The 13,309-nt window shown below is 35.5% G+C and carries 17 protein-coding genes; 5 read left to right on the top strand and 12 right to left on the bottom strand.

Features of this window, described 5'->3' with window-relative positions:
- Positions 1-76 precede the first annotated feature (76 nt).
- Both AC4FQ5_RS00345 and AC4FQ5_RS00340 read left to right on the top strand, forming a co-directional pair.
- Positions 77-970 (top strand): helix-turn-helix domain-containing protein, encoded by an 894-nt coding sequence (locus AC4FQ5_RS00345; protein WP_491140513.1) that lies wholly within the window; start codon positions 77-79, stop codon positions 968-970.
- A 129-nt stretch (positions 971-1,099) separates the two neighbouring features.
- Positions 1,100-2,227: an NADH-dependent flavin oxidoreductase gene (locus tag AC4FQ5_RS00340; RefSeq protein WP_491140512.1), complete on the top strand. Its 1,128-nt coding sequence runs from the start codon at positions 1,100-1,102 to the stop codon at positions 2,225-2,227.
- Between the two features lie 166 nt (positions 2,228-2,393).
- On the opposite strand, the gene AC4FQ5_RS00335 is transcribed toward AC4FQ5_RS00340, so the two are convergent.
- The 6 genes from AC4FQ5_RS00335 to AC4FQ5_RS00310 all read right to left on the bottom strand — a co-directional run bounded on the left by AC4FQ5_RS00335 (position 2,394) and on the right by AC4FQ5_RS00310 (position 6,073).
- Entirely contained in the window at positions 2,394-3,572 is a 1,179-nt protein-coding gene (locus tag AC4FQ5_RS00335; protein WP_491140511.1) for an amino acid ABC transporter substrate-binding protein, read from the bottom strand.
- A 29-nt stretch (positions 3,573-3,601) separates the two neighbouring features.
- A complete protein-coding gene (locus tag AC4FQ5_RS00330) occupies positions 3,602-3,922 on the bottom strand; it encodes a MoaF-related domain-containing protein (RefSeq protein WP_491140510.1) in 321 nt (106 codons plus the stop codon).
- An 11-nt stretch (positions 3,923-3,933) separates the two neighbouring features.
- On the bottom strand, positions 3,934-4,302 hold the full coding sequence (locus tag AC4FQ5_RS00325) for a nuclear transport factor 2 family protein (RefSeq protein WP_491140509.1): 369 nt from the start codon (positions 4,300-4,302) through the stop codon (positions 3,934-3,936).
- A gap of 11 nt (positions 4,303-4,313) precedes the next feature.
- Positions 4,314-4,670, bottom strand: coding sequence for a nuclear transport factor 2 family protein (locus AC4FQ5_RS00320; protein ID WP_491140508.1), 357 nt, complete (start codon positions 4,668-4,670; stop codon positions 4,314-4,316).
- Positions 4,671-4,787: 117 nt separating this feature from the next.
- Positions 4,788-5,441: a hydrolase gene (locus AC4FQ5_RS00315; RefSeq protein ID WP_491140507.1), complete on the bottom strand. Its 654-nt coding sequence runs from the start codon at positions 5,439-5,441 to the stop codon at positions 4,788-4,790.
- A 251-nt stretch (positions 5,442-5,692) separates the two neighbouring features.
- The gene (locus AC4FQ5_RS00310; protein ID WP_491140506.1) at positions 5,693-6,073 is read right to left on the bottom strand and encodes a winged helix-turn-helix transcriptional regulator; all 381 of its coding nucleotides are present in this window, start codon (positions 6,071-6,073) and stop codon (positions 5,693-5,695) included.
- A gap of 68 nt (positions 6,074-6,141) precedes the next feature.
- On the opposite strand from AC4FQ5_RS00310, the gene AC4FQ5_RS00305 reads away from it, so the two are divergent.
- A complete protein-coding gene (locus AC4FQ5_RS00305) occupies positions 6,142-7,020 on the top strand; it encodes an NmrA family NAD(P)-binding protein (protein ID WP_491140505.1) in 879 nt (292 codons plus the stop codon).
- Between the two features lie 567 nt (positions 7,021-7,587).
- Here the strand turns inward: AC4FQ5_RS00305 and AC4FQ5_RS00300 are convergent.
- The 6 genes from AC4FQ5_RS00300 to AC4FQ5_RS00275 form a co-directional block, all read right to left on the bottom strand.
- Positions 7,588-8,163 (bottom strand): Crp/Fnr family transcriptional regulator, encoded by a 576-nt coding sequence (locus AC4FQ5_RS00300; protein WP_491140504.1) that lies wholly within the window; start codon positions 8,161-8,163, stop codon positions 7,588-7,590.
- A 313-nt stretch (positions 8,164-8,476) separates the two neighbouring features.
- Positions 8,477-8,596, bottom strand: coding sequence for a DUF4260 family protein (locus tag AC4FQ5_RS00295; protein ID WP_491140897.1), 120 nt, complete (start codon positions 8,594-8,596; stop codon positions 8,477-8,479).
- Positions 8,597-8,634: 38 nt separating this feature from the next.
- Positions 8,635-9,579 carry an aldo/keto reductase gene (locus tag AC4FQ5_RS00290; RefSeq protein WP_491140503.1) on the bottom strand — a complete coding sequence of 315 codons (945 nt, stop codon included), beginning with the start codon at positions 9,577-9,579 and terminating at the stop codon, positions 8,635-8,637.
- 128 nt (positions 9,580-9,707) lie between these two features.
- Positions 9,708-10,580, bottom strand: coding sequence for a helix-turn-helix domain-containing protein (locus AC4FQ5_RS00285; RefSeq protein ID WP_491140502.1), 873 nt, complete (start codon positions 10,578-10,580; stop codon positions 9,708-9,710).
- Between the two features lie 147 nt (positions 10,581-10,727).
- Positions 10,728-11,741: a zinc-binding alcohol dehydrogenase family protein gene (locus tag AC4FQ5_RS00280; RefSeq protein WP_491140501.1), complete on the bottom strand. Its 1,014-nt coding sequence runs from the start codon at positions 11,739-11,741 to the stop codon at positions 10,728-10,730.
- A 93-nt stretch (positions 11,742-11,834) separates the two neighbouring features.
- Positions 11,835-12,434, bottom strand: a complete 600-nt coding sequence (locus tag AC4FQ5_RS00275; protein ID WP_491140500.1) for a nitroreductase family protein — start codon at positions 12,432-12,434, stop codon at positions 11,835-11,837.
- Between the two features lie 96 nt (positions 12,435-12,530).
- Here AC4FQ5_RS00275 and AC4FQ5_RS00270 point away from each other — a divergent pair, with 96 nt between their 5' ends.
- Both AC4FQ5_RS00270 and AC4FQ5_RS00265 read left to right on the top strand, forming a co-directional pair.
- A complete protein-coding gene (locus AC4FQ5_RS00270; RefSeq protein ID WP_491140499.1) occupies positions 12,531-12,878 on the top strand; it encodes a winged helix-turn-helix transcriptional regulator in 348 nt (115 codons plus the stop codon).
- A 104-nt stretch (positions 12,879-12,982) separates the two neighbouring features.
- A complete protein-coding gene (locus tag AC4FQ5_RS00265; RefSeq protein WP_491140498.1) occupies positions 12,983-13,288 on the top strand; it encodes an ArsR/SmtB family transcription factor in 306 nt (101 codons plus the stop codon).
- Positions 13,289-13,309: the final 21 nt, after the last annotated feature.

Below are 13,309 nucleotides of genomic sequence, written 5' to 3'. Positions count from 1 at the left end.
TATAATAAACTACTTTTGTATCCTCCATATATCCTTAAAATACCGAGATTTGTACTGTGATATTAGTGATCAGATTATGAAACATTATAACGACATCAGCGATTTTAATAGGGACATCGGGGAAAAAGCTCCGGAACATCCATTATTGAGTGTCATTATCGGGCACAGAAATGATATCACTGATGAGGATATTATTTTTAGTGCCGGCTTTTACATGATCTCTTTCCGGCGATTTATCTCCGGGAATATCACTTATGGTAAAAAGGAATTCGATCATCAGAGGGGAAAAATGATATTTTTCAAACCCCATCAAAAAATCACATTTAAAAATGTCAAATCAGAAGATGATTGTTTTCTTATCTGTGTGCACCCGGATTATTTAGCGGGGTCTGCTTTGCAGAAAGAGATCAAGAACTATGGTTTTTTTGACTATGAAGCCAATGAATCGCTTTATCTTTCACCTGCTGAAGAGGAAACAGTCTGGAATCTGGTGCGCATCATGAAAAAAGAAGCACATAACAATACCGATGATTTCACGAAACTTATTATGCTCTCACATCTGGGAACATTACTGACCTATTCCCAACGTTTTTATAAAAGGCAGTTCATTCACCGCATAGAAATCACTGGAGCTTATGCAGGTCGGTTTCAACAACTTCTTACAGAATATTACAATGACCAAAGGTCATATCGATCAGGTCTTCCAACTGTAGCGTACATGGCGGAAAAGTTAAACGTCTCTCCACGTTATCTCAGTGACCTGCTTAAACAGGAAACCGGAAAGACGGCAATAGAGCTCATCCACATTTATCTGATCGATGAAGCAAAGAATCTTTTGATGGAAGGAAAAATGAATATATCCGAAATATCTTTCTCTCTAGGCTTCGAAAACGCCAACTACTTTGCAAGACTTTTTAAAAAGGAGGTAGGAATTCCCCCCAATGTTTTCAGAGACAATCAACTAAACTAGAAGAACAGAACATTAGATTTTCTTTAATAAATAACTCGAATATATCATTTGAGCAGGTCAGCTTTTACCTGATCTCCCGGATCACACTATAACAATTTTAATACAATACTAACATAAATAAGTACTATAATGAAAACAGAAACAAAACAACTATTCGAAGATTTTGAATTTAAAAACGGCATCGTAACAAAGAACAGAATTGCAATGGCACCCATGACAACCTGGGCCAGCAACGATGATTACACCATATCTGACGATGAGGTCAAACATTACGAAGCCCGTAGCGGTAATGTTGGATTGGTCATCACAGGATGTACCAGAGTAGCAGCAAACGGAATTGGATTTAACAATGAATATGCCTCATATGATGACTCCTTTTTACCAAGCCTGCAAAAACTGGCGGCAGCTGCAAAAAAAGGCGGCTCACCAGCAATACTTCAAATTTACCATGCCGGGAACAAAGCGGTTCTGGATCTGATCCCTGATGGTATTCCGGTAAGTGCAAGTCCTGTTGCGTTGGCACCATCGGCATTTTATGCGGGAGGAGTCGTATCACGTGAACTGACCAATGAAGAGATTCTTGAAATGATAAAAGCCTTCGGTGAAGCTACCCATAGAGCGATAAAGGCCGGTTTTGACGGAATTGAGCTGCATGGCGCTCATGGATTTCTATTGCAGAACTTTTTTTCTCCCTATTATAATAAGCGTGATGACCACTGGGGCGGATCTGACGAAAAACGAATGAACTTTGCTGTAGAGGTTCTGAAGGAGATCCAGGATGTCATCAAGAAATATGCGGACAGACCATTTTTGATAGGTTATAGAATTTCACCGGAAGAACCTGAAGGTTACAGGGTAAAAGATACTTTTCCATTGATCGATAAACTGATCGGATCCGGTATTGACTATCTTCACGTTTCGTTGGCTGATCTGCTTTTACAAAAACCGGTTGATAATGAAAATGGAGATGCTATTATTTTAGAACTGATACTCGATCACGTTGACCATAGAGTGCCGGTGATCGCTGCAGGAGGCATCAAACAGCACGAAGATGCCACAAAGGCACTAGATCTGGGATTATCATTGGTAGCAGTCGGCCATGGACTTATCATTAATCCGAGTTGGGTACAGCTTGCATTGAACGAAGAAAAGGCAGATGAAGTTTTAAGTATGTCTAAAGCCGATCAACTTGCAATACCTAAAAAGCTTCAGGCGTTCATTCAAGTAGCAAAAGGCTTTTTCCAGATTACCGACTAAGCTTTCTATTATAAATATTACCAATTAATAAAAGCAACATGAGTAAAAAAATTACCGCGATCGGAGCAATCCCTGTAACAAAAGAATTGATAAAGATAGGTTTTGAAATAATAGGCTGTCAATGCTGGATCAATTTGCAGATTTTTCTGATGTCGAAATACTGAAATTATGGCGCATATGGATATATCAGCGACCCAGATGCATATTTCGAAGGTTCAACAACCACTTGCACACGACTGTCTTTAAAGGTCTCAATGTCATTATTCTCAATATTTTGAAATTGTACCTGAACAACACGTGGCTCAGCCCACTCACCTCCTTCACCGAACCTAATATTACTTATTACCGTTTCAAAAGTATTCGATCTGCAATATTCTGCAAGAACCTCATCATTCAGACTTTCCGTAACAGCAACCGCTTGCGCCAATACCTGCATTTGAGCATACGCTAAAGGAGCCATATAATATCCTAATTCATCTACCTTTTTTTCTTTGGCTTTTGCTTGATATTTAGCCAACATATCAGCAACACCCGGAAAGTTCATTTTTGGAACCGGCAGCCAATATTCATAATTAACAAATCCATTTAATAGTGGTCCGAGCTCTGTTTTTACAGAAGCACTTTGTGGGCCGATCATAGCTCCACCCACCATTTTTGGTCGATAATCACTTTTATGAATCGCTCGCACCAAGCCTTTTGAGTCATTTAAATAGGAACAGATAAAAAATAAGTCCGCATTAGTTGCTTTTACCTCCTCTATTAAAGGTGTAAAATCTTCTGTTGAAAGCGGATAAATTTCTTCATAGACAATCTGAAAACCATATTTTTCCGCATTTTCTCTGGCGCCTATAACCGGGTTTTTTGAAAATTCGGCATCGGCAGAAAGTATTGCTACAGTTAACGGTTTGGGATTCCGGGAAGCTGCAAGGGCAAAAAAACCTTCTGTAAGTGCCGAATTAGGTTTAGGACCAGTAGGAATCATCGCAAAATAGTTTGAATATTTAAGATTTAGATTAACACCCAATCCCATCAGACCAATCAAAAAACGATTACGCTCTATAACAACAGGCATAGAAGCCGCTATAGTATTTGTTCCATAACCGCCGATGACTAAATCGACTTTTTCCTCATCCAAAAGTTTTTTATAAATATCAGCTACTTGTGAAGCTTCTCCGTTATCATTGTAGCAGACAAGCTCTATTTTACGCCCAAGAAGTCCTCCTTTATTATTGATATCTTCTTGCCAAATACTATGTGCGAGCATAACCGCCTTTGTATTTTCAGCTACCGGACCTGAAAGTGAAAGGCTGTAACCGATACGAATTGACTCATTTGAATGTTCCATAATTTCCAGAATTGTAATATCCTACTTTTTTAATCTTTTAAGGGGCTTATTGTACCCTTCATGGTATAAAAACTACCATCAGGCAATGTCGCATTGCTGTAAATAATTCCATTTTTATGATCTTCCACATGCGTTACCGTAGCTCCTGAAATTTCTTTCCATGCAATCATATATACTTGTGAACGAACTTTAGCCACTGTGATCTTTACTTTTTCTGAGTAGCCACTTTGGGTTAAAGAGCCACCCTCTATAACCGTGAAGATCATAGATTCATCGGTTTCGAAAAAGAGCTCGGTTTTCAGTTCGCCAACATCCATTATGTATCGGTTTCCTGTTAATTTATTTTTCATTTCTATCAATTTTAAAAAGAAGTCATTGAATTTCCATTAGCTGATTTTGACGCCGGAATTTCTTCCTGTACGACATCCCAATGTTCTGCTATTTTCCCATCTTCCAAACGAAAAATATCAACTACGATAACCGGAGTTGATCCCCAACCGTGAACCAAACTATGTGTAATGACCATATCATTTTCTTCTACAATGATGCCTGGCTTCCAGTTAAAATTTGAATCTAAAACAGGTAATAGATTTCTTAGTCCTTCATGACCATTCATCATCGATGGGTTGTGCTGTTGATAATTTTCATGCCAATATTTTTCGATGGCTGTACTGTCTTTTTCATGAAACAGTTCGTTCATTGCTTTTAATACTATTTCTTTATTTTTCATTTTTTTTTAGCTTAATCAAGGAATACATATAATGACTTTATTTTTCCATCTTCAAAAATGGCAATATCCATTCCTGTAGCAACAATTGATTCTTTATTCGGACCCATTCCCCAAATTAGCCTGCCTACATTGTTATTGATCACAACTGGCTTTAATTTAAAAAAGCTAAATTCTTCAGGCATATCAGTCAGAATATTATTTACGCTTTCATTGATAGCCTCATACCCTGTCGTCTGATGCCCTACATGATATAATGTGCTTTCATCCGAATAGATAGTCTTTATGGATTTCATCCTTTTGGAAGCATCTCTTTCACTCCATACCCAAGCTAAATTTTCTTCCATAAGAAGGGCTAAGTCATTATTCATACGGTCAATTTTTTGTTATTATTTTTATCTAAGAAATCGTTCGGTAAGTAACTAATAGGCTGTTTGAAAAATATGAAACAGCCTTTCAGCTAAATACTAACTATAGGAGATATTACATTATTGTTGTGGAGGTGTTGTAGCAAGTAACTGCCACTCCCAAGCTAAAGCAACACCACTTCCTCCACCATGATCGAACAGAATAGGTCCCAATTGAGATGCTGTTTCCAGACGAGCCCAATCACGTTGCCATTCTGAAACCACAGCTAACCAATTGATTGGCACGATACCTACCTGAACCATTCTACGCACTGCCATATCATGCGCTTCAGTACTTACGCTACCACAAGCATCTGTAACAACAAATACTTCATACCCCTCTCCCAAAGCTTGAATTGCAGGCATTGCAACACAAACTTCTGTCCATAATCCTGCTAATATCAGTTGCTTACGACCGCTTGCTTTTACAATATCAGTAACTGCAGGATCTTCCCACGTATTGATGAATGTTCTGTTAATAGGTTTTTGTTCCGGGAATACGTCCTGAATACCTTTAATGATATAACCTCCTCGTTCTTCCGTAACGGTAGTAAGAATAGTTGGCACGTTGAATATTTTTGTAGCTTTCGCAAGTCCTACTGTATTGTTAATAATCAATGTAGGTTCATGGCTATGTAAATTAGCAACCTGAAAAGGTTGATGGTCGATTAGCACTACGATACTGTCTTCCGGACGAAGTAAACCCTGAAGACCAATTTTAGGTGACTTTTCCATTTTCTTTTTGATTTAAAATTTAATAATTCAAAGTTGCGTCGAATGGAAAGAAAAAATCGTAGACAAATGTCTATGAAATAGAAAATGCAGCAATCAGTGAATATTGCAGGTTGAATTTCTATATAATAACTGTCAGCTATAAGATATAAGAAGGATATAAAAAGTATTTTAAAGCTTTATTATTTAGAATAGTAGTATTTAGTTTCGTGTAATATGAAATAGAATATGGATTTTTTGATATAAACTAAGCTTTATCTTTCCGATAGTGATTTGATGACTTCTTTACGATTGGAGAGTCCAAATTCAATTAATGTATTCAATACAGTCCAGATTTCTTGAGCATGCTGCGTCAGCACATAATACGTAATATCTTGTGAAGGGGTATATTCAATATTTTTTTTAATGAGCTGATGTACTTCCAAAGTAGTCAGTTCAGAACTCAGTACTTTAGGCGATATGCCTTTTGATACTTCAAAAAAATCTTTAAACCTTAATTTCTCATAGTAATGTAAATTTAAAAGAATACAAAAACGCCATTTACCACTTAATAAATCTAAGGTATCCCTTAATGCTAAAAATCTTTGTTTTAAGATTTCTTCATTTTCTATACAAGGTTTTATTTTCTTTTCCACTTTCCTAAAGGTTACTAAACACAAAATTACTAAATAATGAAAGTAATTTTGCTTAAAAGAATTTTAAAATGAAAACAATCTTAGTTACAGGTGCAACCGGAAAACAAGGCAGTGCCGCAGTATATGAATTGCTGAAAAATAATTTTGAGGTATTTGCGCTTACCAGAAATCCGCAATCTTCAGAAGCTAATAATTTAGAAAAGGCAGGAGCCGTTTTGGTAAAAGGCGATTTAGAAAACATTGAAGCTTTAAGTGATCTATTTAAAAAAATAGACGGGCTTTATTTAGTCCTTCCACCAGTATGGATTTCCAGCAATGAAACTGATGAAAAAGAAGCGGAACTCGGGATAAGAGCAATCAAATTAGCAGAAGAACAAGGCGTTAAATTTGTTCTTTATTCTTCAGTTCTTGCTTCGGATAAGCAGGATGCATTTAGACCAAAATTTAAATTTACCATCGAAAAATATTTGTTAGAAAGCAATTTAAAAGGAGCTGTAATAAGACCCGCTTCTTTTATGGAAAATCTATTGTTACCAAGTTTCGGATTAGGGGAAGGCAAGTTTATCAATCCCTTGCCTGAAGAAACAGCAATCTCTTGGGTAACTACACATGACATTGGTACCTTTGCACGAATAATATTTCAGAATTATCAAGCATTTAACGGTAAAACAGTTGATTTTGGTGGTGAACTTTTTACCCCAAAACAAGTCTTAAAACTATTAGAAGAGAAACTGAACCAACCCATCGAATTCGTACAGGTACCATTAGAAATACTTTATCAGCAAAGTGAAACATTTGCACGATTGGTTGAAATGATTGACCAAGAAGGCTATGATCCCATTGATTACGAATTTATAGCTGCTTGGATGCCAAAACTAACTGGTTTTGAACATTGGATGGATGAAACCGGCATTCAAAAAATAAAAGAATTGCGTAATCATAAATAAAAAAAACGTGCGCAGTCTATCATAAATAATACAAAAGAAGCTTCTTCAGAGTGTTCTTTTAAGAATAATCTAGCCCGCCATTCCGCCGGGCTAGTTGTTCAAAAAGTATTAATCAGAGTTTATATTAGCGATTCAAAACTTTAATAATTACAGGATAAAAATAAAGCATTTATTTATCCAACTGACGGCGCAACCGACTGAGAGTATCTTTCCTAACACCAATGTAAGAGGCAATAATATGTTGCGGAAAGCGATTAATAAAGAATGAATAATTTTTAACAATGGGTGCAAATGTCACCTTTCTGCAGTAGATTCAGCAAATCCTATCGCTAACTTAAGTCCGAGTCCAACACCTGCGCCAGTTACCGCTACAGTCTTGATTACGTTTTAATTATTCATACAATGTATTTCAATTAATAATCAAAATTAGACAATACCAAACCACAAAATAGATGACAAATATCTACAAATCAATACAAACTACCCTTAACAAAGTTGGTCTAATTATTTTTTTAATTTCAGATTATGTTGTTGAGTTATAAGTGACTCAATAATAAGTTTTGCAGCTTATTTTTTAAGTGCTTTTTTACGAACCCTGCTTAGTGTATCTTTTGTAATTCCAAGATAAGAAGCAATGATATGTTGCGGAAACCGCTGAGTAAAATGCGGATAGTTATTGACGAAATCTTCATAGCGTTTTTCAGCAGTAAGGTTTATGGAAGAAATTATCCTTTTTTGAGTAGAAATTGTACTCTGTTCATCGAGTTTCAATGTTAATTCGTTGAAAGCAGGAGATTCATTACGCAATTTTAAGGTACTTTCTCTGGAAATGAGAAGTAATTCACAATCTTCCCATGCGTCTAGATTATAGGCACTTGGAGTTAGCATGACAAAACTCTCCCGGTCGCCTGCCCACCAATTTTCAACATATAAATTTACAGTATGCTCGACACCTTTTTCATCTATATAATATTTACGCATAGCACCTTTTACGATAAAGCCTAAAGATTTACAGATCTCCCCTTCCTGCAATAAATACTGCTTTTTCTTTAATTTTTTCTGAATAAAATGGCTTTTGAAGATCTCAAAATCTTCTTCGGAAATTAAAACATATTGATTGATATAATGAAATAGCGGATGCATGGTTATTGAGTTAAAATTCTTAAGATTTGTTTTTTGTATTTTTTCCAACGAATTCCGTCATTATACGTGAAGCTTATAACCCGACTGTTCCAAAATTACTAAAATTTTTTGAAAATTTCATCATTGCTATATGGAGAAACACTAAAAACACCTTACCATAGCCCATTGTTGAAACTGTCATAGAAAATTAGATTATTGGGTAAGACCGTACTGAAATAACATCAATTTTTAGAAAGACTTTGTATCAAAAATTACTTTATTCATTTTTATTAATACCCAATTAATTTATTTTTCCTTTCAAGATTTAATTATTTTAAACTTTATCCATCTCTTTTTCTTTTTTCCCAATTGTTCCAAGATGAGTATTCTGAAAATTGTCATTGTATTTTAAACCATATCCCCTTATCCTATTTAATCTAAGTAAATCAAATATTAAAAAGATAGCAAAGATGAAAATGATTTTAGTTTAGATTACTTTTCTACCTTCACAATTTGCTCAATTTCTTCAATATCTTTCTGTGAGAGTTTAATCTGTGCAGCACCGATATTTTCTTCCAATCGAGAAAATTTAGTTGTCCCAGGGATCGGTATAAATTCGGAATTTTTATTGATTATCCAGGCTATGGCCAGTTGAGCAGGGGTAGCTTCCTTAGTTGCTGCAAACTCAGAAAATAATGAAAAAACAGATTGATTCTTTTTTCGATTTTCCTCTGAAAACTGAGGCAAACGATTTCTGATATCATTGCTTGCGAACTTTGTATCAGCATCAATTTTGCCCGTAAGAAGACCATGACTTAGAGGTCCATAGGCAACAAATCCAATACCTAATTCGTGCAATGTCGGAAAAATGGTTTCCTCCAGATCACGATTCCATAAAGAATATTCACTTTGCAATGCCGTAACAGGGTAAACTGCATGAGCTTTGCGGATAGTCTCCTCATCGGCAGCAGAAAGCCCGAAATATCCTACTTTTCCTTGAGCAATAAGCTCTTTGACAGTACCCGCTACATCTTCAATCGGCACATTAGGGTCTACTCTATGCTGGTAAAGTAAATTGATGTGGTCGGTTTTGAGCCGTTTCAACGAGTCCTCAACGCTTTTTCTTATATGATCTGGATGGCTGTTCAATCCTTTTATTTCATTTGTTTTTGAATCATAATCAAATCCGAATTTCGTAGCTATGATTACTTGTTCATGTTTTTTCATTAAAGCATCACCTAACAGTTCTTCGTTGGTGAACGGACCATACATTTCTGCTGTATCAAACATAGTAACACCGTTATCTAAAGCGTAATGTATTAGCTTTATCATATCTTTTCTCTCTACAATATTGCCATATCCGTGGCTCATATTCATACATCCCAAGCCGATAGCCGATACTTCCAGACCACTAGATCCTACCTTTCTTTTTTCCATAATATATCAATTGAATTTATTTTATTCATCCGTTGAGGCAAACTTCAGTCTCTCAACAGCCAAACAAAGGTAGGTGCTATCCCGGTTGTATTTATACACTTTTCAAACCAAAAAGTATAACTATCAATCTAGCTTTTTCGATAAAATCTTGGAGTTTCACCCGTATTTTTTTTCATAAATGTGCTGAAGTAATTCGGATATTCAAATCCCAAGGCATAAGCAATTTCTGAAATACTCCAATCTGTCAACTCTAGAAGTGACTTAGCTTCTGTAGTGATTCTATTGGCAATTACTGTGTTGGTAGATTTCCCGGTTGCTTTTTTTATGGCCCGGTTAAGGGAATTCACATGGATACCCAAGTGGTTTGCAAAGTCCTGTGGTGTATGCAAACTTATTGATCTGTTCAAGTTTTCTACAGGAAATTGACTTTCTAATGATTCCAAAAATTGTCTTGTTATTCTATAGGATGCATCTACAGGTAATACCCTCTCATCATTAGGTCTCATTTTAATTGTCTCGTGAAGCAACATAGATACATATAGCCTCATTATATCATCCTTGTTCTCATATCCCGAGGTTTCTTCTGTAATCATTTTCTCAAATAAATCACTTATCCTTAAACATTGCGCATCGCTAAGTTTGTAAGAAGGAATCATACCTCTATCAAAAAGAACAGACTTCCGCAAGCTCTCAACCAATCTCGCTGGCTCTATAAACTCTTGAGTAAAAAGACAAGAATACCCCGTTTGGACTTCAGATATTATCTCTACTGAATAGGGAACATACGGATTAGAAACAAAAAGATAAGCACCGTTAAGCTTCAGTAAATTTTCTCCATAAAGAACAGTTACATTGCCTATACTTAAAACAATTTTGTAGAAATGTCTTTTACCAAATGTGCTTGCGGCACTTTTTGACACTTTGCTTCTGCTAACTTTGAATCCTCTATGCTTTAGGGCTGCCTGGATGTAAGTATCCGGAAAGACGGTTTGTGGTATCATTGCATAAAAGTACAAAATTCAAACAATCTGTATATCTGATTTAAATTGAACAATCGAAGTAATGTATATCAAAAACCTAAAAACTTTCTAAACCAGAATGCAAAGCTTTCTTCATTTTAGTTATGTTATTGAAACATTATATTTCCTTTAAAACTTTATTACTAATTTCCCAATTGTTTTACCTGATTCTAATTGCTGATGGGCTTTTTTGAGGTTCTCTGAAGAGAAACCATTTATGGTATTATTTAAGGTTGATTTTAGAATGCCTTTATCTAATAAGTCGGAAATTATATTTAAAATTTCGTGTTGACGAATCATATCATCGGTCTGAAACATAGCTCTCGTAAACATAAGTTCCCAATAAAAACTTACACTCTTTCCTTTGAGTTGTCGAAGATCCACCGGATGTGCAGGATCACTAATGGAAGCAATCTTCCCCTGTGGCTTGATTAACGTGACAAGTGCATCCCAATATTGATTAAGATCTACAAAATCAACAATGAAGTCAAAGTTTTCGAAACCAGCACTACGTACTTCTTTTACCAAATCTGCGTGTTTGACTACCACATCTGCACCCATTTTCTCGCACCAGTCTATACTTTCCGGTCTGGATGCTGTGGTGATGACCGTCAGTCCCAACAATTTTTTAGCTATTTGAATCGCAATAGAACCTACACCGCCTGCACCACCAATGATTAATATGGATTTTCCAGTATCTTTTTCTTTTGACAATCCCATACGGTCGAATAAGATTTCATATGCTGTAAGCGCAGTGAGCGGCATTGCTGCAGCTTCCTCTATGGTAAGGTTTTTTGGTGCAAAACCGACAATCCTCTCATCCACAAGTTGATATTCTTGATTTGAGCCGGGTTTGGTGATGTCGCCTGCATAAAAAACTTTGTCACCTTTTTTAAATAAAGTAACTTCATTTCCAATTTCCTCAACGATACCTACAGCATCCCAACCAATTACTTTTGGTTCATCCTGAGTTTTGTCTTTAAGGCTATTCTGTCGGATTTTGTAATCCACCGGATTTACGGAAATAGCTTCTACTTTTACCAAAAGTTCTTTTGCTGTTGGTTTTGGCTTATCGGTTTCAAATTCAACGAAACTTTCAGAATCGCTGATGGGCAACGATTTTTTAAACCCTATTGCTTTCATATTTTTAATTTTTACTTGTGAAACTTATATTAATTAGTGTATCATAGCTTTGCTGCTACTCTTAAATATAGAAAATTATCTTTACAAATCTCTTTAAATAGATTGAATGATTTTTTCCAAAGACAATCTAGACTTAGGATTGATGGACGGCTGATTTACATCATCGGGATTTCTGTAACCGAGAGCCACTGCAAACAAAGGTTTGTAATCTTTTAACCCCAATATTTCTTTGTACCTGTCGCTTTGGATTCCTTCCATCGGTGTACTGTCTAAATCTAAACTGATTGCAGCAGAAAGGAAAAATCCTAAAGACAGATACACCTGATGTTGCAACCATGACTTTATCTCTGATTCTGGTAATGGTTTTAAAAATTGATTATAGTATCCCTGTGATCCATCAGGAAGATTCTGTAGCAATTCCTCTTCAAATACCTGTAGCTTATCAACGGCACTGAATACAACAAGATGGCTTGCGTCATTGATTTTCTGTTCGTTGAAATATGATACACTTGCTAATTCACTTTTCACAGTTTCGCTCTCAATAAAGGAGAACTTCCATGGTTGGCTGTTGATAGATGATGCGCTTAATCTTAAAATTTCTTTTAATTCTGCAATTTTATCGGCAGAAATTTTTCTATCCGCATTATACTTCTTTGTAGTGTACCTTTTTTTGGTCAACTCTAAAAAATTCATATTTTCTAATTTTAAATTTAAACTATATTTTATATAGTTGCAAAATTAAGTATAGTTTATTATTTTTGCAATAACGGATAAAAATGATAGTAGCATATGTATTGTATAGATAACAAAAAATTCCCCTGTACCACAAGCCTTACCATGAAATATATAGGCGGTAAATGGAAAGCGGTAATCCTGATGCACCTAATTGAAAAGAAGCGCTATAATGAATTGAGGAAAGAATGTCCTATGATCACAGAGCGTACTTTAAGCCTGCAATTAAAAGAAATGGAAGCAGACGGTTTAATTAAACGCACTGTTCATACAAGTAAACCTCCGCTTAAAGTTGATTATGAATTAACCGATTTCGGCAAAACTCTGATACCCATCCTTCAATCCATTTCAGAATGGGGCATGAAAACCGCTAAAAGCAATAAAAATATACAGTCGGTAGAATAATTTAATAATAGTCATTGTCAATAATTCTTATATTAAAAATCACATCCTAACATTTGTAGGAATTTAGGAAATTACCTAAATTTGTAAAATAAAATCAAAGTCGTATGAAATTATTGGAAGTTATCAAATCATTATCAAATGAGACCCGTCTCAATATTCTTGGATGGTTAAAAGATCCTTTCGATCATTTTCCTGAAGAAGAATTAAGTAATTACTCTCCTGAATTAGGGGTTTGTGTATCTGATATAGCACAGAAAGCAGGAATGTCAGTTCCTACGGTCTCTGATTATTTAAAAACAATGTCAACGGCTGAAATTCTGATCGCAACAAGACAAGGACAGTGGACGTATTATAAGAGAAATGAAAGAGCAATTCAGGAATTAGCCAGAATGATAAAAGAAGATTTATAAAAATTTTTATATTTAAATTTA

It is taken from the genome of Chryseobacterium sp. DT-167, assembly GCF_058310155.1.
This window is presented reverse-complemented; position numbering and strand designations above follow the sequence as displayed.